17 protein-coding genes are annotated in these 17,849 nt (G+C 68.0%); 6 read left to right on the forward strand and 11 right to left on the reverse strand.

The annotated features are described in order from the left end of the window. Positions 1-45 precede the first annotated feature (45 nt). Positions 46-783 carry a MauE/DoxX family redox-associated membrane protein gene (locus OK349_RS06540; protein ID WP_265117009.1) on the forward strand — a complete coding sequence of 246 codons (738 nt, stop codon included), beginning with the start codon at positions 46-48 and terminating at the stop codon, positions 781-783. Here OK349_RS06540 and OK349_RS06545 read toward each other — a convergent pair whose 3' ends face one another. The 6 genes from OK349_RS06545 to OK349_RS06570 form a co-directional block, all read right to left on the reverse strand. Beyond that, positions 784-1,146: an MmcQ/YjbR family DNA-binding protein gene (locus OK349_RS06545; protein WP_265117010.1), complete on the reverse strand. Its 363-nt coding sequence runs from the start codon at positions 1,144-1,146 to the stop codon at positions 784-786. Beyond that, entirely contained in the window at positions 1,143-2,051 is a 909-nt protein-coding gene (locus tag OK349_RS06550; RefSeq protein WP_265117011.1) for a retroviral-like aspartic protease family protein, read from the reverse strand. The genes OK349_RS06545 and OK349_RS06550 overlap by 4 nt, the downstream gene beginning before the upstream one ends. Positions 2,052-2,097: 46 nt before the next feature. Continuing rightward, positions 2,098-3,486 (reverse strand): sensor histidine kinase, encoded by a 1,389-nt coding sequence (locus OK349_RS06555; protein ID WP_372340539.1) that lies wholly within the window; start codon positions 3,484-3,486, stop codon positions 2,098-2,100. Next, positions 3,483-4,580: a DUF2336 domain-containing protein gene (locus OK349_RS06560; RefSeq protein WP_265117012.1), complete on the reverse strand. Its 1,098-nt coding sequence runs from the start codon at positions 4,578-4,580 to the stop codon at positions 3,483-3,485. Before OK349_RS06560 ends, OK349_RS06555 begins: the two co-directional genes overlap by 4 nt. A gap of 36 nt (positions 4,581-4,616) precedes the next feature. Next, positions 4,617-5,783 (reverse strand): hypothetical protein, encoded by a 1,167-nt coding sequence (locus tag OK349_RS06565; protein ID WP_265117013.1) that lies wholly within the window; start codon positions 5,781-5,783, stop codon positions 4,617-4,619. A 195-nt stretch (positions 5,784-5,978) separates the two neighbouring features. After that, entirely contained in the window at positions 5,979-7,175 is a 1,197-nt protein-coding gene (locus tag OK349_RS06570; protein WP_265117014.1) for an exo-beta-N-acetylmuramidase NamZ family protein, read from the reverse strand. Positions 7,176-7,286: 111 nt separating this feature from the next. Here OK349_RS06570 and OK349_RS06575 point away from each other — a divergent pair, with 111 nt between their 5' ends. Further along, the gene (locus OK349_RS06575) at positions 7,287-7,637 is read left to right on the forward strand and encodes a hypothetical protein (protein ID WP_265117015.1); all 351 of its coding nucleotides are present in this window, start codon (positions 7,287-7,289) and stop codon (positions 7,635-7,637) included. Here OK349_RS06575 and OK349_RS06580 read toward each other — a convergent pair. Then, complete coding sequence (locus OK349_RS06580; RefSeq protein ID WP_265117016.1) at positions 7,634-8,179, reverse strand: DOMON-like domain-containing protein; 546 nt, start codon at positions 8,177-8,179, stop codon at positions 7,634-7,636. The two genes, OK349_RS06575 and OK349_RS06580, sit on opposite strands and share 4 nt — an antisense overlap. A gap of 217 nt (positions 8,180-8,396) precedes the next feature. Here OK349_RS06580 and tyrS point away from each other — a divergent pair, with 217 nt between their 5' ends. Both tyrS and OK349_RS06590 read left to right on the forward strand, forming a co-directional pair. After that, a complete protein-coding gene (tyrS, locus tag OK349_RS06585) occupies positions 8,397-9,623 on the forward strand; it encodes a tyrosine--tRNA ligase (protein WP_265117017.1) in 1,227 nt (408 codons plus the stop codon). Between the two features lie 112 nt (positions 9,624-9,735). Next, positions 9,736-10,074 carry a PilZ domain-containing protein gene (locus tag OK349_RS06590; protein ID WP_265117018.1) on the forward strand — a complete coding sequence of 113 codons (339 nt, stop codon included), beginning with the start codon at positions 9,736-9,738 and terminating at the stop codon, positions 10,072-10,074. A gap of 76 nt (positions 10,075-10,150) precedes the next feature. On the opposite strand, the gene OK349_RS06595 is transcribed toward OK349_RS06590, so the two are convergent. Both OK349_RS06595 and recG read right to left on the reverse strand, forming a co-directional pair. After that, positions 10,151-10,408 (reverse strand): DUF2798 domain-containing protein, encoded by a 258-nt coding sequence (locus tag OK349_RS06595; protein ID WP_265117019.1) that lies wholly within the window; start codon positions 10,406-10,408, stop codon positions 10,151-10,153. Positions 10,409-10,565: 157 nt separating this feature from the next. Next, the gene (recG, locus tag OK349_RS06600; RefSeq protein ID WP_265117020.1) at positions 10,566-12,683 is read right to left on the reverse strand and encodes an ATP-dependent DNA helicase RecG; all 2,118 of its coding nucleotides are present in this window, start codon (positions 12,681-12,683) and stop codon (positions 10,566-10,568) included. A gap of 16 nt (positions 12,684-12,699) precedes the next feature. Here recG and OK349_RS06605 point away from each other — a divergent pair, with 16 nt between their 5' ends. Both OK349_RS06605 and mfd read left to right on the forward strand, forming a co-directional pair. After that, on the forward strand, positions 12,700-12,966 hold the full coding sequence (locus OK349_RS06605) for an FAD assembly factor SdhE (protein ID WP_265117021.1): 267 nt from the start codon (positions 12,700-12,702) through the stop codon (positions 12,964-12,966). 3 nt (positions 12,967-12,969) lie between these two features. Beyond that, on the forward strand, positions 12,970-16,428 hold the full coding sequence (gene mfd / locus OK349_RS06610; protein ID WP_265117022.1) for a transcription-repair coupling factor: 3,459 nt from the start codon (positions 12,970-12,972) through the stop codon (positions 16,426-16,428). 95 nt (positions 16,429-16,523) lie between these two features. Here the strand turns inward: mfd and OK349_RS06615 are convergent, their stop codons facing one another. Together OK349_RS06615 and OK349_RS06620 are read right to left on the reverse strand one after the other, a co-directional pair. Beyond that, positions 16,524-17,153, reverse strand: a complete 630-nt coding sequence (locus OK349_RS06615) for a TIR domain-containing protein (RefSeq protein WP_265117023.1) — start codon at positions 17,151-17,153, stop codon at positions 16,524-16,526. A gap of 58 nt (positions 17,154-17,211) precedes the next feature. Further along, the gene (locus OK349_RS06620) at positions 17,212-17,835 is read right to left on the reverse strand and encodes a hypothetical protein (protein ID WP_265117024.1); all 624 of its coding nucleotides are present in this window, start codon (positions 17,833-17,835) and stop codon (positions 17,212-17,214) included. Positions 17,836-17,849: the final 14 nt, after the last annotated feature.

Genomic DNA, 17,849 nt, shown 5'->3' on the forward strand with positions numbered 1-17,849 from the left:
CGGAACCTATCTAAGCGGGGTTCGTAGAGTCGCAAGGAGCCCCTCATGTCCCCCCGCCCTGTCGCCGTCCTCCACCGCATGGTCATGCCCGACCATATCTGCCCCTATGGCCTCAAGGCGAAGGCGCTGCTCGAACGGCGCGGTTACAAGGTCGAGGATCACTGGCTGCGCACGCGCGAAGAGACGGATGCCTTCAAGGCAGCGCATGACGTCAAGACCACGCCCCAGACCTTCATCGATGGCAAGCGGATCGGCGGCTATGACGATCTCCGCCGCCATTTCGGCCTGCACGTGCCGGAGAAGGGCGAGACCAGCTACACGCCGGTGATCGCACTGTTCGCGATGACCGCGCTGATGGCGCTCGCCGCCAGCCATGCCATCGCGGGCTCGCCCTTCACGATCCGCGCGGCGGAATGGTTCATCTCGTTCAGCATGTGCGCTCTCGCGCTGCTCAAGCTGCGCGACGTCGAGAGCTTCTCGACCATGTTCCTGAACTACGACCTGCTCGCGCGGCGCTGGGTGCCCTATGCCTATATCTACCCCTTCGCCGAGGGTGCGGCGGGCGTGCTGATGACCGCCAACGCGCTGCACTGGCTGGCGATCCCGCTGGCGCTGTTCATCGGCGGCATCGGCGCGGTCTCGGTGTTCAAGGCGGTCTATGTCGACAAGCGCGAGCTCAAATGCGCGTGCATGGGCGGCGACAGCAACGTGCCGCTGGGCTTCGTCTCGCTCACCGAGAATTTGATGATGATCGCGATGGCGGTATGGATGCTGGTGCGGTAATCAGCTCCACGCGTCGAGCTCCTTGACCAGCTTCTTGGGCGCCTGGGCGCGATAGCTTTCCTCGATCCAGTCCTTGAGCTGCTCCATGTCGGGGATCGCATCGTCGCCGGGCGCGAAGCTCACCCAGCCGCTCTTGCCCAGGCCATAGGCGGTGGGCGTGGCGAAGGGCAGCTCGAGCGCGACCTCGCTCGTGTAGCGCAGCTTCACCGACATGCGGAATTCCTCGCCGGTCGAGAGATAGGCGAAGGTCTTGTCGTTGACCGCGAGGTCCGCATGGTCCGGCCACGGCGCCTTGATGTGCGCGCCGGGCAGGGTCAGTCCCCACGCCCGCAATTCGTCGATCACGGCCTTTGCCGTGGTCATCGCGGGTCGCCCGCGTCGCGGGGACGCTGCATCAGCCACACCGATTGACTGCGATAATCCACGGCGAATCCCTCCGTCGCCAGCCAGTCCATGCCCAGGATCGCCAGCATTTCCCCAGCGCCCGCGAGACGATCGAAGACCGGCAGCGCCCCGACTCTTACCGTGCGGCGCTGCCATTGCCACGGCCCCACGGCAATATCACCGATCTCGCCCTGCAGCAGCGGCAAGGGCCGGCCGTCGATACCCTCGATCGAGCCGCCGGGGCGCAACCGGCTCGGGTCCAGCCCGGCCCGCCACGCGAAGGCGGGGTTGAGCGTGGTGAATTGCGCGCCTGTGTCGAGCAATCCCCAGCCACTCGCATTGCCGATCCGTACCGGCAGCATGATCTTCCACGGCTGAAGCCATTTGGCCGCGACCGGCCGCCATTCCTCGCTCACCGCCTGCGCACCGCCCGGGGCGATGCGCACGCAACCGCTGCCGGGGATCCAGATCGTCAGCCGGTCGGCCAGCAGGTCGACGCCCGCGAGGCCCGCGACATCGTGGCTGTCGAACGACGGGGCCGGGAGCGACGGAACCACGACGTCGCGGAGCAGCACCGGGCCAGCCTCGATCGAGCGGATCCGGTGAAAATGGACCGCAACCCCTCCGCCCATCCCCTGGGCCTGCTCGGTCTTCGCATCCCGCGGCAGACCGAGCTGCGCGGCGCGGGCGGGATCGATGGTCGACCCGCTGGCCGCGGTATCGAGGATGAAGGCGAACGGCCCCTGATCGTTGATCCTGGCGCGGAGGATCGGCGTCCCTTGGTCGCCGGTCTCGATGGGGAGGCACGCCGCTGGCTCATCCGCCCGCGCCGGGGCGGCGATTGCCAGTCCGAGCAGCGCGGCGATCAACGGGATCCTGGTCATTTCGGACGGATAACAGCCGCATGACGCGACTGGAAGCGCTCCGGTCTCAGTCCTCGCGGCTCGGCAGCGTCAGCACGAAGCGCGCGCCCTGATCGGGGGCGCTGTCCACGAGGATGTCGCCGCCCATCGCCCGCGCCAGCCGCCGCGCGATGTAGAGCCCCAGCCCGCTGCCGCCCGGCTCCGCGGGATCGACGCGGCCGAACTTCTCGAAGATCTTCGCCTGGTCCGCGTCCGCGATGCCCTTGCCCTGGTCGGCGACGATCACGCAACCCAGCGCACCCTCGCGCTCCAGCCGCACCCACACCCAGCCACCGGGCGGCGAGTAGCGCACTGCATTGCCGATCAGGTTGACCATGATCTGCAGCACGCGGCGGAACTCGCCCGTCACCGGCATGCGTTCGTCGGCGCGCGGCTTCTCGATCCGCACGTCCGCTTCGCTCGCGCGCACCGCGAGCAGGCCGGCGGCGCGCCGCGCGACGTCGGCAAGGTCGATCGGCTCGAGCTCGACCGTGAAATCCTCGCGCTCGATCGCGGAGAGGTCGGCAAGGTCGCCGACCAGCGACAGCAGGTGCCGCCCGGCATTCGCGATATCGAGCGCATATTCGGCATAGTCGTCGCGCAGCGGCCCGTCGACACGCGCGCTGATGCTGTCGGCATTGGCGATGATCCGCGCGAGCGGCGCACGCAGCGCCTTGTCGAGCCGCTGGCCGAACTCGCTGGTGAACTCGGGTTCGGCAGCGGGTGCGGGTACGGGCGCGGCTTCCGCCTCCTTCGCCGGATCGATCCGCGTCGCCGCGCCGCTGAAGCCGGCGAAGCGCCCTTGCGCATCGATGCGCGGACTGGCGGAAAGCCGCACGCGCTGGCCGGTTCCGCGCAGTTCCGCGACCTGCCCGTCGAAGCGCGCCTGCTCGACCGCGGCGGCCAGGATCGGCAGCGTGCCCGCGCCGTCCGCCTCCAGCGCGAACAGCAAAGTCAACGGCTGGCCGAGCATCGCGACCGGATCGAATCCGTTGAGCTGCCCGGCTTCGAACGGAAGATGCGTGATGCGCATCGCCGCATCGGTCTCCCACAGCCAGTCGGTCTCGGCGCGCAGGAAATCGTCCTCGCGCGCGGCATCGCCATCGGGCGCACGCCACGCGGCGCGCGGCCGCCAGCCGCTCACCTCGAGCCGCACGCCATCGGCATCGGGCTCGGCGCGGACCCACAGGTCGATATCGTCCTCGCCATCGGCGGCGACGACGTTGCGGGAGACCGCGATGCCGAGCCGCTGCGCCAGCCGCGCGATCGCCGCGATCGGCGGCACCGCGATCGGCGCGCCCAGCTTGCCGCCCGCGCGCGCATTGAGGTCGGCCAGCCGCGCCTCGGCGTCGACCAGCAGCCCGTCGGGACCGACGCGTCCCATCGCGATCGGCGGGCGGGGCTCGATCGCGTTCACCGGGCGACACTCCCGAGCGTGAAGACCGCCGCCCGATAATGGTGGGGCAGGCGCAGCGGCGCGAGCGCTTCCTGCGCTTGCGCCGGCGCGATCGCCATGATCGAATCGAGCAGATCGGCAAAGGCCTCGACATTGCGGCGCGGATCGGCCTCGCTCAGCGCCACGCCGAGGCGCGCCACCGCGGCGCGATCGAAGTCGAGCGCGCGCAACGCGATCCACAGCCGCCCGCTCGACGCGTCGAACGTCATCGCGCGCGCCGCGTCGAAATCGATGTGCAGCGCATGCGCGAGCAGCGCGACGAACAGCGCGACGCGCCGGTCGCCGAGCGACTCGGTCATCAGCTCGGGCAGCTCGTCCGGCTGCGCGTCGAGCGCCACCGCCAGCCGCAGCGCCGCCGCCTCCACGCGCTCGCCCTCGTCATGCGCGGCGAGGCTGCGTTGCGCGGCATCGGCCAGCGCCCGGTCGAGCGCGGCCGTCGGTTCCATGACGCTCGCCCGCAACGCCGCCGCCACGCGCCACACGAGCTTGTGGTGCAGCTCCGCCGGAAGGTCGGTCTGCGCGAGCGGCCCGGCGTCCGGGATCCCGCGCCGACGGCTCTCCGCGACCAGCACCGCCGCCGCGTTGTGCGCCAGCAGCCGGTCGGGATGCAGCGCGAGCCGGCTGAGCAGGCTCGGCCGCTCGGGATCGTCCTGCGCCTGCACCTGCATGCCGCTCGCCAGCAGATCGAGCCGCACCCGTGCGATCAGCTCGCCCATCAGCTCGCGGTCGCGCAGCAGCCCGGAGTCGCGCAGCAGCCCGGCGACGCTCGCGCCGTTCGCCAGCGCGTCGGCCTGTTCCGCCTCGCTTTGGGTGCGCAGCAGCCGCACGGCATGGCCGCGGACCTCGCCCTCGATCGTGTCGATCAGCGCGCGCAAAAGCTGCGCCAGTGCCGCGCGCGTGCGCTCGTCGAGCCGGCCGTCGTCGGGAACCAGAAAGTCGTCGATCGCCGCGCCGAGCGCACGATGCGCGGCGACATCCGCCGCCGCGGCACGCGCGAGCAACGCCTGTGCGCCGTCAAGGGCGCCTTCACGCATGTCGACATTCGGGTCGGACATGGACCTGGACTTAGAGGAACTGCGGTTAAGACAGAGCTAAGGCTTTTCCCGCCGACTCTCAACAGCCGCGGCGAGCGTGACGAACGCATAGACCGCGACCGCCGCCAGCCCCCAGCTCACTCGCCCCGCGATGGCGAAGGGCGCGACGAGCAACAGATAGGTCGCCGGGCTGCCCCACCAGCGCCGCACCAGCGCCTGGCTGCGCTCCGCGATCACCGTCGCCGCGATCGTCACCAGCGCCAGGATCAGCCCGTCGAGCGTCGCGGCGGCGCGCGTCTCGGTGATGCCGAGCGCCAGGATCACCGCCGCGGCGATCACCCCGATCAGCTGCTCCTGCACCCTCGCCCGCTTCTCTTCGCCACGTAGGGCGGACAGCGCCGCACCGGTCGCCAGCGCCGCCACGCCGGGCAGCGCCACGCCCGCGCCCCACGGCCAGCCGAGCGCCACCAGCGCCACCGCGCCACCGCCGAACAGCACCCCGCCTGCCATCACCAGCCAGCCGGGCACCGCTTTCTCGACCACCTTGGGCAACGCCAGCCGGGCGAGGCGCGTGAAGACGTGCCGGTCGGCCCAGCTCGTCCGCCGCTCGGTCAGCGCGGCGAGCACCGCGTTGCTGCGCGAGGCGAGCGCCCCGCCGTCGCGCTCCACGCCATGCCCGGCGCGCACCGCGCTGCCCGGCAGCGGCACCTGCTCGGCGCCCGCCTGCACGATCGCGCGCAGCAAGGTGGACTGGAAATCATAGTCGGGCGGAAAGGACGCGATGTCGGCGATGCGCTGCGCCGGCGCACGCGCGATCCCCGCCCAGCAGTGGCTCGCATCGACTCGTTCGAGCGAGGCGGCCGGATCCTGAGTCACCAGGATCGCGTCCTTGCCCTCGTTCGCGATTCTGTCGACCACATCGTCGGTGGTGACGAGCCCATCCGCCAGCACCACGAAGCTCGCCAGTGGGTGCGCCTTGGTCGAGGCTTCGGCGGCCGAGCGCACGATATCCACCGGCACGCCGCGCTTCGCCGCGCGGCTTACCGCGCCGAGCAATGCCGGCGTCACCCGCGTCACCGCGACCAGGATCTGCCCCGCTCCGGCGCCGACCAGCAGCCGCGCCTGGTATTCGAGCAAGGTCATGCCGCCGAACGGCAGCGTCGCCGCCAGCGTCCCCGGCTTGTCGCCCGCGTCCTCGGTCGCGAAAATGAGCCCCGCCAACATGGCTTTAGCGGTTAGGGGAATTGAGGGGGTGAAGGAAGAACCCAATTCCTCCCCGGCACGGGGAGGTGGCATCGCGTAGCGATGATGGAGGGGCCGCCGCGAAAACGGCGGAAAGGCTTCGACTGAGCACCGCCCTCTGCGCGACGGCCCCTTCACCGCCTTCGGCGGTCCCCCTCCCCGTACCGGGGAGGAGTTTCAGTAGCGAAGGAACGCCCGCCGCACCTCTTCCCACGCTGCCTCATCCGCCTTCGCCGCCGCATCCAGATCGTCCGGCGCCGCCGCGGCGTCATCGACCCACTCGCGCAGCCCCGGCCCGCCGTTGATCACGTCGATCGCCAACTTGCCGAACTCATATTCGTAGGGGAAATCGCGCCACAGTTCGTAGTCGGGGTAGAGCGTCCGGATCGCCTTGAACCCCAGCGCCTGCAGCCGCCACGGCTGGAACGCCGCATGGTCGTATCTCGGCCCCTCGGCATGGATGAACACGCCGCTGCACAGCTGCCCGACATGCTTGTGGAAGGTCGGCTGGAACCAGAAGTCGCGCAACGTGCAGCCGGCGAGCCATTCCGGCGCGATCCGCCGCATCTCCGCGATCACCGCCTTGGCGTCGATGTCGGGCGCGCCGAACAGCTCCAGCGGTCGCGTCGTCCCGCGCCCCTCCGACAGCATCGTCCCCTCCAGCATCACCGTGCCGGCATAGGCGCGCGCCATGTTGACGTTGGCGGCGTTGGGGCTGGGGTTGATCCACACGCGATCCACCGGCCAGCCGAACCCAGGCGCATCATCGGGTCGCCAGCCCTCCATCTCGACCACGCGATAGCCGACATCGAGCTTGAAATGGTCGATGAACCACGCCCCCATCTCGCCCAGCGTCATGCCGTGCCGCATCGGCATCGGCCCCGCCCCGACGAAGCTCTCCCAGCCGGGCAGCAGGGTCAGCCCCTCCACCGGCCGCCCCGCCGGATTGGGCCGGTCGAGCACCCACATGTCCTTGCCGTGCTGCGCCGCCGCTTCGAGCACGTAGAGCAGGGTCGTGACGAAGGTGTAGATGCGGCACCCCACATCCTGCAGGTCGACCAGCATCACGTCGAACGTGTGCATCGACTGGCCCGTCGGCCGCCGCACCTCGCCATAAAGGCTGAACACCGGCATCCCGTAGGTGGGATCGGTATAGTCCGGCGACTCCATCATATTGTCCTGCAAGTCGCCCCGCACGCCATGCTGCGGCCCGAACACCGCCGACACGTTCACCCCGGCTGCCACCAGCGCGTCGAGGCTGTGGGTCAAATCGGCCGTCACCGAAGCCGGATGCGCGAGTAGCGCGACGCGGCGGCCGTGAAGCTGGGACAGAAGCGCGGGGTCGGCGAGCAGCCGGTCGATACCGAAGTTCATGATGGGTCAGGTGCCGGGAGTTCGAGGGGGAAGCAAGCCGCTTCGTCGCCCTGGCGGGACCGGAACGCGACCTCGTCGGTTAAGCCGTTCGACAACGAACGGAGATATCGCATGCCGGTCCGCAAATTCGCCATCGCCGATGCCGTGTTCGAGCGCTCGCCGGGGCAGGATGGCGACGTGTTCGTGGGAAATCTCGTCGATCAGCGGCACGGCGCGCCGATCACGATCGGCTTCGGCCGCTATGGTCCCGGCCAGGGTCTCGACGAGACCATCGCGGTCGATGACGTGATGATCGTCCTCGAAGGGCGGCTGTCGGTTTCCAGCGAGGCCGGCACCGTCACAGCCGGATCGGGCGAGATCGTGCACATGCCCAAGGGCGCGGCGGTCAGCATCCGCGCGCACGAGGAAGGTGCGGTCACCGCTTATGTCACTTACCCGCACTGGCAGGAGGCACGCGACTAGACCCAACCCTGGCTCCCGGCCGGCAGCGCCAGCACAAAACCGTCGGGATGATGGAAATCGGGCTTTCCCGGCGGGTGGTTGAGCGCCCAATAGGATTTGGTGCCGTCGGCCTCTTCGACCACGGCGGAAAGGCTGATGGTCAGCCGCCCGGCCGGGATCGCCGCCAGATCGACATCCGCCTCCAGCACGAAAACCGCGCCCTGCCGTTCGAGCTCGATATGCGGATCGACCGGCAGCGCCAGGTTGCGCATCCCGGCGCGATAGCCGTCGAACGCATAAGCTGCCCATTGCCCTGAAGGGGACAGGTTGAACTCGAAATAGCTCTCCCCTCCCTCCGGCTTCAGGAACAGCTCGCAACAGGTCCGCTGCCACAGTCCATCGGCGCGGCCCGGAGAGGTGGGATCCGGGACCGCGAGCGCCGCCCCCGGTGTGATATAGAAGGTCAGCAGCATGTCGTCGGAATCGGTCATCGCCAGCTCGACGTGAACGGATTCGACAAATGCCGCTGGCGTATCCGGGTGGCAGTTCAGGTCATGGCGCATGGTCTCGACTAACCCGCCAAAAACAACTTTCCTAATTGGATTTCGCCTGCTTGGCTCGCGGGATGATCCGTTCGCCGTCTCCGTCCGCTCATCTTCGCAGCTGCGGCCCGATGCACCGGAGACGAAACCGGGGGGTACGTAGTGGCAACTTTGAAAACTTCCACGCCCGCCGTCGGGGGATGACGCGCCCCGACTCGTCGGCTATGCGGCGCGCGCCATGACCGAATACAAGTCCGATCTGCTTCGCCTGCTCGACCAGCGTGGGTACATCCATCAGGTCACCGACGCCACCGCGCTCGACGCGCTGGCGCAACAGCAGATCGTGCCCGGCTATATCGGCTTCGATCCGACCGCGCCCTCGCTCCATGTCGGCAGCCTCGTCCAGATCATGCTGCTCCGCCGCATGCAGCAGAGCGGGCACAAGCCGATCGTCCTCATGGGCGGCGGCACCGGCAAGATCGGCGATCCGAGCTTCAAGGACGAAGCGCGCAAGCTGATGACCGACGAGATCATCCAGGCCAATGTCGCCTCGATCAAGACGGTGTTCGAGAAGTTCCTGACCTTTGGCGACGGCCCCACCGACGCGGTGATGGTCGACAATGCCGACTGGCTCGACAAGCTCGAATATATCCCGTTCCTGCGCGACATCGGCCGGCATTTCTCGGTCAATCGCATGCTCTCGTTCGACAGCGTCAAGCTGCGGCTCGATCGCGAACAGTCGCTTTCGTTCCTCGAATTCAACTACATGATCCTCCAGGGCTATGACTTTCTGGAGCTGTCGCGCCGCGCCGCGTGCCGCCTGCAGATGGGCGGCTCGGACCAGTGGGGCAACATCGTCAACGGCATCGAGCTGTCGCGCCGCGTCGATGGGACCGAAGTCTATGGCGTCACCACGCCGCTGATCACCACCGCCGACGGCGGCAAGATGGGCAAGACCATGTCGGGCGCGGTGTGGCTGAACGAGGATCAGCTCCCGGCGTTCGATTACTGGCAGTTCTGGCGCAACACCGACGACCGCGACGTCGGCCGCTTCCTGCGCCTGTTCACCGACCTGCCGCTCGACGAGATCGCCCGGCTCGAAGCGCTGGAAGGCGCCGGGATCAACGAGGCGAAGAAGATCCTCGCTACCGAAGCGACCGCGATGTGCCGCGGCCGTGACGCCGCCGAGGCTGCCGCCGAGACCGCGCGGAAAACCTTCGAGGAAGGCGCTTCGGGCGAGTCGCTTCCGACGCTCGCGGTCAGCGGCGAGATCAGCGTGGTCGATGCGCTGGTCGGGCTCGGCTTCGCCGCGTCGAAGGGCGAGGCCCGCCGTCTCATCAAGGGCGGCGGCGCGCGCATCGATGGCGAGAAGGTGAGCGACGAGGCGGCCAGCGTCACCGTCGGCGCAACGCAAGTGCGCGTCTCGGCAGGCAAGAAGCATCACGGGCTGCTCGATCCTGCCTGAGCGAGAAGCTGTCTGATAGGATTTTGCTAACCATGACGGTTGCCGGGACATTTACGCCCGGCGGTTATCCCATGCTTCCAAAGAGTTGCCGGAGAGTCCGGAGCATGGGCGCGTGACGTATCAATTCTCATCCCTTGCCGGCGCGCCTGCCGCCGGCACGGACCGGCGCGAGATCGAGCGCGACGAGGTCCATTACCGGGCGCGCGCCTTCGGCCCGAGCGCGCAGCCGGTGACGCTGCTGATCGTCAACATCTCGCCGCATGGCCTGATGGCGCGCTGCGAAACCCCCTTCGAGGAAGGCGACCGGCTGCGCGTGATGCTGCCGGTGGTCGGCGTGGCGGCGGCGGAGGTGCGCTGGTGCCTGGGCGGACGTCTCGGCGTCAGCTTCGACATCGCGATCGACCTGGCGAGCTATTACGAGCTGCTCGCCCAGATGCTGAAGAAACCTTAGCGCCGGCGCACCAGCGCGAGACAGATAGGCGGCGCGCCGACCCGTTCAACCCGCGCCGCCTTCATTGTTTCTGAATTCAGGCCGGAGGCCGCTCCACGATCGCTGCGACGATCCGCCGCACGACCGGCAACACCGCCAGCAGAACGGGAAAGGCGACAATCCACGACAATCCCCACGCCGCCATCCACGCGCGAGGGAAGTCCTCCGAAAAGCCAAGGCCACGTGCCGTAGCGATCGCCGACACGACGAAAGTCATCATGACCGAAAGGATCAGCGCCGACACGAGCCCGGCGTGACGGGCGGGCAGGCGGCGAAGACGAAACTTGCTTGGCATATAGTTCTCACAGTCAGAGCATCGGCCAGCATCCCGGGAAGAACCCGTTTCCCGGCCGATCACCGGTTTGGATGCGTTGCCTGACGTGAGACGCTTACGGCCTCCACTGCGGAGGCGCGTTGCCACTGTCACGGATGCGATCGATTCGCAACAGGTTTCAACCCGCGCGCAGCAATCCCACCGCAGCGTCACGTTCGAACAAATAGAGCGCCACGCGCGCCGCCTGCCCGCGCTCGCCCTGCAAGCCCCCGTCGCGATCGACCAACAGCCGTGCATCGGCATTGGCCGCGCCGATCAGCTCGGCGAACTTCTCCGGCGGGGCGAGGCGGAAGGTCTGCTCGCCCGACTGGCGCGTGCCCAGCATCTCGCCCGCGCCGCGCAGCCGCAGATCCTCCTCGGCGATGCGGAAGCCGTCATTGGTCTCGCGCATCAGCGCCAGCCGCGCCCGCGCCGTCTCGCTCAGCGTCCCGCCGCGCAACAGCACGCACACCGATCGCCCGCCCCCGCGCCCGACGCGCCCGCGCAGCTGGTGGAGCTGGGCGAGGCCGAAGCGGTCGGCATGCTCGATCACGATCAGCGTGGCGTTGGGCACGTCCACCCCCACCTCGATCACCGTCGTCGCGACCAGCACGCCGAGCTCGCCAGCGGAAAAGCGCGCCATCACCGCGTCTTTCTCCGGCCCTTTCATCCGGCCGTGGACCAGCCCGATGCGGTCGCCGAAGCGCGCGCGCAAAGCCTCCGCCCGCGCCTCGGCGGCGGCGAGATCGACCTTCTCGCTCTCCTCGACCAGCGGGCACACCCAATAGGCTTGCCCCCCGCCCGACAGATGCCGCGCGAGGCCGTTGACCACCTCCTCCAGCCGCTCCTCGCTGATCACGCTGGTCTCGATCGGCTGGCGTCCCGGCGGCATCTCGTCGAGCTTGCTCACGTCCATCTCGCCATGCGTCGCGAGCTGCAGCGTGCGCGGGATCGGCGTCGCGGTCATCACCAGCAGGTGCGGCGCGGTCTTGGCCTTGGCCTGGAGCATCATCCGCTCGGCCACGCCAAAACGATGCTGCTCGTCCACCACGACCAGGCCGAGGTCGCGATACTCGACCCCTTGCTGGAAGATCGCATGCGTGCCGATCAGGATGTCGATCGATCCGTCGGCGAGACCCATCAGCGTCGCCTCGCGCACCTTGCCTTTGTCGCGCCCGGTGAGGATGGCGAGGTTGACGCCCAAGCCGCTGAACAGCCGCTGCAGCGTCTCGAAATGCTGGCGCGCGAGGATCTCGGTCGGCGCGAGCATCGCACCTTGCGCCCCCGCCTCGACCGCGATCAGCAGCGCCATCGCCGCCACCAAGGTCTTGCCCGCGCCGACATCGCCCTGCAGCAGCCGCAGCATCGGGCGGCTCTGCGCCATGTCGCCCTCGATCTCGCGGATCGTCCGCGCCTGCGCACCGGTCGGCGTGTAGGGCAACCGCAAGGCATCGCGCAGCCGCCCGTCGCCCGCCAACGGCCGCCCCTTCTTCGCCCGCGCCGCGCCGCGCACCAGCATCAGCGCGAGCTGATTGGCGAACACCTCGTCATAGGCGAGCCGGTCGCGCGCCTTCACATCCGCCGGATCGGCATGGATCCGCGCCAGCGCCTCGCGCCAGCCCGGCCAGCCATTGCGATCCTTCAGGCTCGGCTCGATCCATTCGGGCAGCTCGGGCGCACGCTCCACCGCCTGCGCCGCCAGCGCCGCCAGCCGCTTCGAGGTCATCCCCTCCGACAGCGGATACACCGCCTCGCGCCCCGAATGGGCCTCCGCCTCGCCCAGCGGCACGACATAGTCGGGGTGCACCATCTGGAGCATATCGCCATAGCGCTCGAGCTTGCCCGACACGCGCCGCGGCTCGTTGAGCGGCAGCAGCTTCTTCACCCAGCCCGAATTGCCGCCGAAATAGGTGAGGCTGACATAATTGCCCCGCGCATCCACCGCATTCACCCGCGCCGGCGCGCGAGCGCTCCCGCTCATGCGATACTCGACCGGCGTCAGCGTGATCGCGATCACCTGGCCGACATCCGCCGCATCCAGCTCCTCGCGCGGCAGCCGGTCGATCCACCCACTCGGCAGGTGGAAAGCGACATCCACCGCCCGCGCCAGCCCCAGCCGTTCCAGCGGCTTGGCCAGCTGGGGTCCCACGCCCTTGAGCGCGGTCACTTCGGCGAACAGCGGGTTGAGGATGTCGGGGCGCATGTCTATCTGCTGCCTACACCCAAGCCGACTGCGCATTCCAGCGCTGTCGGCCAATTTGCGTTGAGAACCAATGGATCGAGAAACCCGCCTGAAACGCCTCCGCTTCCGCGCCTGGCACCGCGGCGTCAAGGAAGCCGACCTGATGATCGGCGGGTTCTTCGACGCACATCACGTCGCCTGGAACGACACGGAGATCGAGCTGTTCGAGGCGCTGCTGGAGGAACAGGACGTCGACATCATGGCCTGGGCGATGGGCACCCAGCCGGTGCCGCCCGAATATCAGGGGGCCATCATGTCCGCGCTCAGGGCGCTCAACTACGTCCCCGTCGCCGAGTAACCCGTGCCCGATCTCAATCGCATCCTGAACGCTTCGGCGCCGCTCACGCTTGCGGGCGCGCCCTCGGGCTTCCTCCCGTGGCTGCTCGCCGATCTCGCGCGCGCCTCGACCACGGGCGCCGTCTACATCGCGCCCGACGAAGCCGCGATGCGCGCGGTCGCGTCCACCGCGACCTTCTTCGCGCCCGAGCTCGAGATCGTCCAGTTCCCCGCCTGGGACTGCCTCCCCTATGACCGCGCCAGCCCCACGCTGCGCGTCATGGCCGAGCGCATGGCCGCGCTCTCCGCGCTGCAGAGCAAGGCCAGCAAGCCGCGCCTGATCCTCACCACCGTCAACGCCGCGACCCAGCGCACGCTCACCCCGTTCCGCATCCGCCAGATGACTGCGCGCCTCGCCCCCGGCGAGCGCATCTCGCTCGACAAGCTCGCCGCGCTGCTCAGCGCCAACGGCTATGTCCGCACCGACACCGTCCATGATTCGGGCGAGTTCGCGGTGCGCGGCGGCCTCGTCGATCTCTTCCCCTCGGGCTCCGAGCAGGGCCTGCGCCTCGACTTCTTCGGCGACGAGATCGAGAGCGTCCGCACCTTCGACCCCGCCGACCAGCGCACCACCGGCCGCGTCGACGGCTTCACCCTCCTCCCCGCCTCCGAGGCTTTGCTCGACGAGGACACGATCAAGCGTTTCCGCACGCGCTATCGCGAGAAGTTCGGCGCCACCGCCACCGGCGACCCGCTGTACCAGGCGATCAGCGATGGCCGCCGCCTCGCCGGCATGGAGCATTGGCTGCCGCTGTTCGAGGAGCGCCTCGAAACGCTGTTCGACCATCTCCCCGAGAACGCCGTGATCGTCCGCGACGCGGGCGATGCCGGTGCCGCCGAAAACCGCTTCGAGGCGATCGCCGACTATCAGGCCAACCGCGTCCGCGCCCAGTCGACCGATGCCGGCAGCTACCGCCCGCTCGGCACCGACCAGCTCTACTTGCTCCCCGACGAGTGGGAGAAGCGGCTCAAGGCGGTGAAGGCGCACCTCGCCACGCCGTTCCACGAGCCGGAGAGTGCCACCGTGCTCGACTTTGAAGTCGACGGCCCGCGCGACTTCGCGCCGGAGCGCGCGGCAGGCACCAACATCTACGAAGCCGTCACCGACCACCTCGCCAGGCTGCGCAAGGGTGGCAGGAAACCCATCCTCGCCAGCTACTCGACCGGCTCGCGCGAGCGCCTCTCCGGCCTGCTCGCCGACCACGGCCTCACCGGTGCGCGCCAGGCCGAAAGCTGGCAGGAGGCGCTAGGAGCGGCCGACAAGGGCGTCGCCCTGATCGTCCTCCCGCTCGACCACGGCTTCGCCGCCCCCGGCGTCGCGCTGCTCACCGAGCAGGACATGCTCGGCGACCGCCTCGTCCGCCGCAACAAGCGCAAGAAGTCGACCGACGCCTTCCTCGCCGAACTCGCCACCCTCTCGCCCGGCGATCTCGTCGTGCATATCGAGCACGGCATCGGCCGCTACGAGGGCCTGACCCAGATCCCGGTGCAGAAGGCGCCGCACGATTGCGTCGCGCTCACCTATGCCGGCGGCGACAAGCTCTACGTCCCCGTCGAAAATCTCGAAGTCCTCTCCCGCTACGGCTCGTCCGACGAGGTCGCCTCGCTCGACAAGCTCGGCGGCGAGGCCTGGCAGCGCCGCAAGTCGCGGATGAAGGAGCGCATCCGCGAGATCGCGGGCGAGCTCATCGCCACCGCCGCCGCGCGCGCCGTGCGCCCCGGCGAAGTGCTCGAGCCCGATCCCGGCGGCTATCCCGCCTTCGTCGACCGCTTCCCCTTCACCGAGACCGACGACCAGGACCGCGCCATCTCCGACGTGCTCGAAGACCTCGGCGCCGGCCGCCCGATGGACCGGCTCGTCGTCGGCGATGTCGGCTTCGGCAAGACCGAGATCGCGTTGCGCGCCGCCTTCATCGCGGCGATGGCGGGCAAGCAGGTCGCGGTGGTCTGCCCCACCACCCTGCTCGCGCGCCAGCACTACACCAATTTCGTCCAGCGCTTCGAAGGCTTCCCGATCAACATCGGCCGCCTCTCGCGCCTCGTCCCTGCCGCGGAGTCCAAGGCGACCAGGGAAGGCCTCGCCGACGGCCAGATCGACATCGTCGTCGGCACCCATGCGATCCTCGCCAAGGGCATCGACTTCAAGCGCCTCGGCCTCGTCATCGTCGACGAGGAGCAGCGCTTCGGCGTCACCCACAAGGAACGGCTCAAGGGCCTCAAGGCCGACGTCCACGTCCTCACCCTCACCGCCACCCCGATCCCGCGCACCCTCCAGATGGCGATGTCGGGCCTGCGCGAGCTCAGCGTGATCCAGACCCCGCCGGTCGATCGCCTCGCGGTGCGCACCTATGTCATGCCATGGGATCCGGTCGTCCTCCGCGAGGCGCTGCTGCGCGAACATTATCGCGGCGGGCAAAGCTTCTTCGTCACCCCGCGCATCGCCGACCTGCCCGATATCGAGCAGTTCCTGCGCGAGGAGGTGCCCGAGGTGCGTTACGTCGTCGCCCATGGCCAGATGGCGGCATCCGAGGTCGAGGAGCGCATGTCCGCCTTCTACGACAGGAAATACGAGGTGCTGGTCTCCACCACCATCATCGAATCCGGCCTCGACATCCCCTCGGCCAACACGATGATCATCAACCGCGCCGACCGCTTCGGCCTCGCCCAGCTCTACCAGCTGCGCGGCCGCGTCGGCCGGGCCAAGACCCGCGCCTATGCCTATATGACCACCGCCCCCCAGCGGCTGATGACCGAGGCCGCGGAAAAGCGCCTCAAGGTGCTGTCCGATCTCGAAAGCCTCGGCGCCGGCTTCCAGCTCGCCAGCCACGATCTCGACATCCGCGGCGCGGGCAACCTGCTCGGCGACGAGCAGTCGGGGCACATCAAGGAAGTCGGCTACGAGCTCTACCAGTCGATGCTGGAGGAGGCGATCATGGACGCCAAGGCCGGCGGCATGGCGAGCAACCGCCCGCGCGATCTCTCGCCCCAGATCACCGTCGACGCCCCGATCCTGATCCCGGAGGGCTTCGTCCCCGATCTCGACCTGCGCATGGGCCTCTACCGCCGCTTGAACGAGGTCGAGGACAAGCGCGGCATCGACGAATTCGCCGCCGAGATGATCGACCGCTTCGGTAAGCTGCCCGAGGAGACCGAGAACCTCCTCCTCCTGATCGAAGCCAAGCTCAACGCCAAGAAGGCCTGCATCGCCAAGATCGACGTCGGGCCAAAGGGCGCGCTGGTCAGCTTCCACGAGGACAAGTTCCCCAGCGTCGAAGGGCTGCTCGGCTATGTCGAGCGGCTGGAGGGTACCGCGAAGCTGCGGCCGGACATGAAGCTGGTCATCAGCCGGGTGTGGGCGACGCCGCGGGCGCGGCTGAATGCGGCGGTGCAGTTGTCGCGGGGGCTGGCGAAGGCGGCGGGGTGAGGGAGGGACGTTGATGGCCTCACCAGGTCGAAGTGCATTCTTCGTCTGAATAGAGCCGTTTCCTGACAGTCAGGTGCGGTAACCTAAGGACCACCTCAGCGCCCCGCTGCCTTTGCAGCTTGGTTCGCCCAATAGAGCAGCAGCCGGGATCCGTTCTGGCTGTCATAGTCGTAGATCGGCGCACCCGTGGAAAGCGGCTGCACATACCCGTTGGCAACCGGCGCCAGCCACTTGGGCCACCGCATCAGCTGCTTGGACATGCTCTCCATCTTGTACCAGCCGCCATCGATGTATTCATAGACGTAGATGCGGCCCTGCGCGTCTTTGCCCACCGCAATATAGTCGAGCGGGTTCGGTCCCCATTTCCCGTAACAGCGCTGGCCGATGCACCAGAGGTGATCGATTCGAACGGCGAAGATGCCGTTGCCGTTGAGCAGCGATCGAGCAATCTCAAATCGGCACCACGGACGTGCCCAAGTATGCTCGCCGGTCAGGACGCAGGTTGCGCTTGTGCCGACGATGTTCTTGCTGATCGACTTCCGAAGATACTCCGCGTTGAAACTCTTGCGGCTTTCCCACAGGCTTCGGTCCTGAACGGTCTTCACCCGCTCACTGTCGATGAGCCTGATCTTGCCCGACTGCCGAACCTGATTGACCCGGTTCACGTCTGCGTAGTGGAAGGAGTAGAATACTCGCCGAATACGAGGCGCCGGTGCAGGCAACATCGCGGGTGCGGTTGGTGGCGTCCTAAGCCCGAACAAACCCCCGAGTGCAGACGGCGTGCTACTTGCGAACGGGTTCAGGGCTGGCGGCTGCTTTCCCAAATACGCCCCGAATATCCCGCCCGGTGGCACTGCTGGTGGAGGCGGCGGCGGGTTGAACAGGTTCCGCAACGCGTCTTGGTGCGAGGTCGAACTTGGAGTTGGCGCTGGCGGATTGCTCAACGCGCGAATGATCTGCTCCAAATAGTCGTCCGGCTTTCCACTCATGAATTCCACCATACACGATGAACAGGATGCACGCGAACAAAACCGGCACATAGAACATCAAGTTGGATTTGCTGGTCAGTGCCTTCTTGGTGTCGCCATCACAAACGGAAGGCGCGATCCCCATGTCGGCTGCATCGTCCAAAGGCCGCACAATCACCTTGTCGTAAAAGGTGCGGAATTGCACTTCGAGCGTCATGTAATAGGTATCTATGAGGAACAGCAGAACGGCGGCGATCATCGCTATCACGCCTAGCTGCATGGAATTCGCCTGGAGCGATATGGCAGCGAGGCCAGCGAGGATGGTGACGAGGAAGGTCTTCGCGCTGGCGCTGAAACCCGACATGCGAGTAATGACGCCCTGGATCATCCCCAGGTGCGCGACACGCATCGCAACCAAACTCTCCTCCGACAATGCCATCCCCTGCTCTCCCT

It is taken from the genome of Sphingomonas sp. BT-65, assembly GCF_026107375.2.
Classification (GTDB): domain Bacteria; phylum Pseudomonadota; class Alphaproteobacteria; order Sphingomonadales; family Sphingomonadaceae; genus Sphingomonas.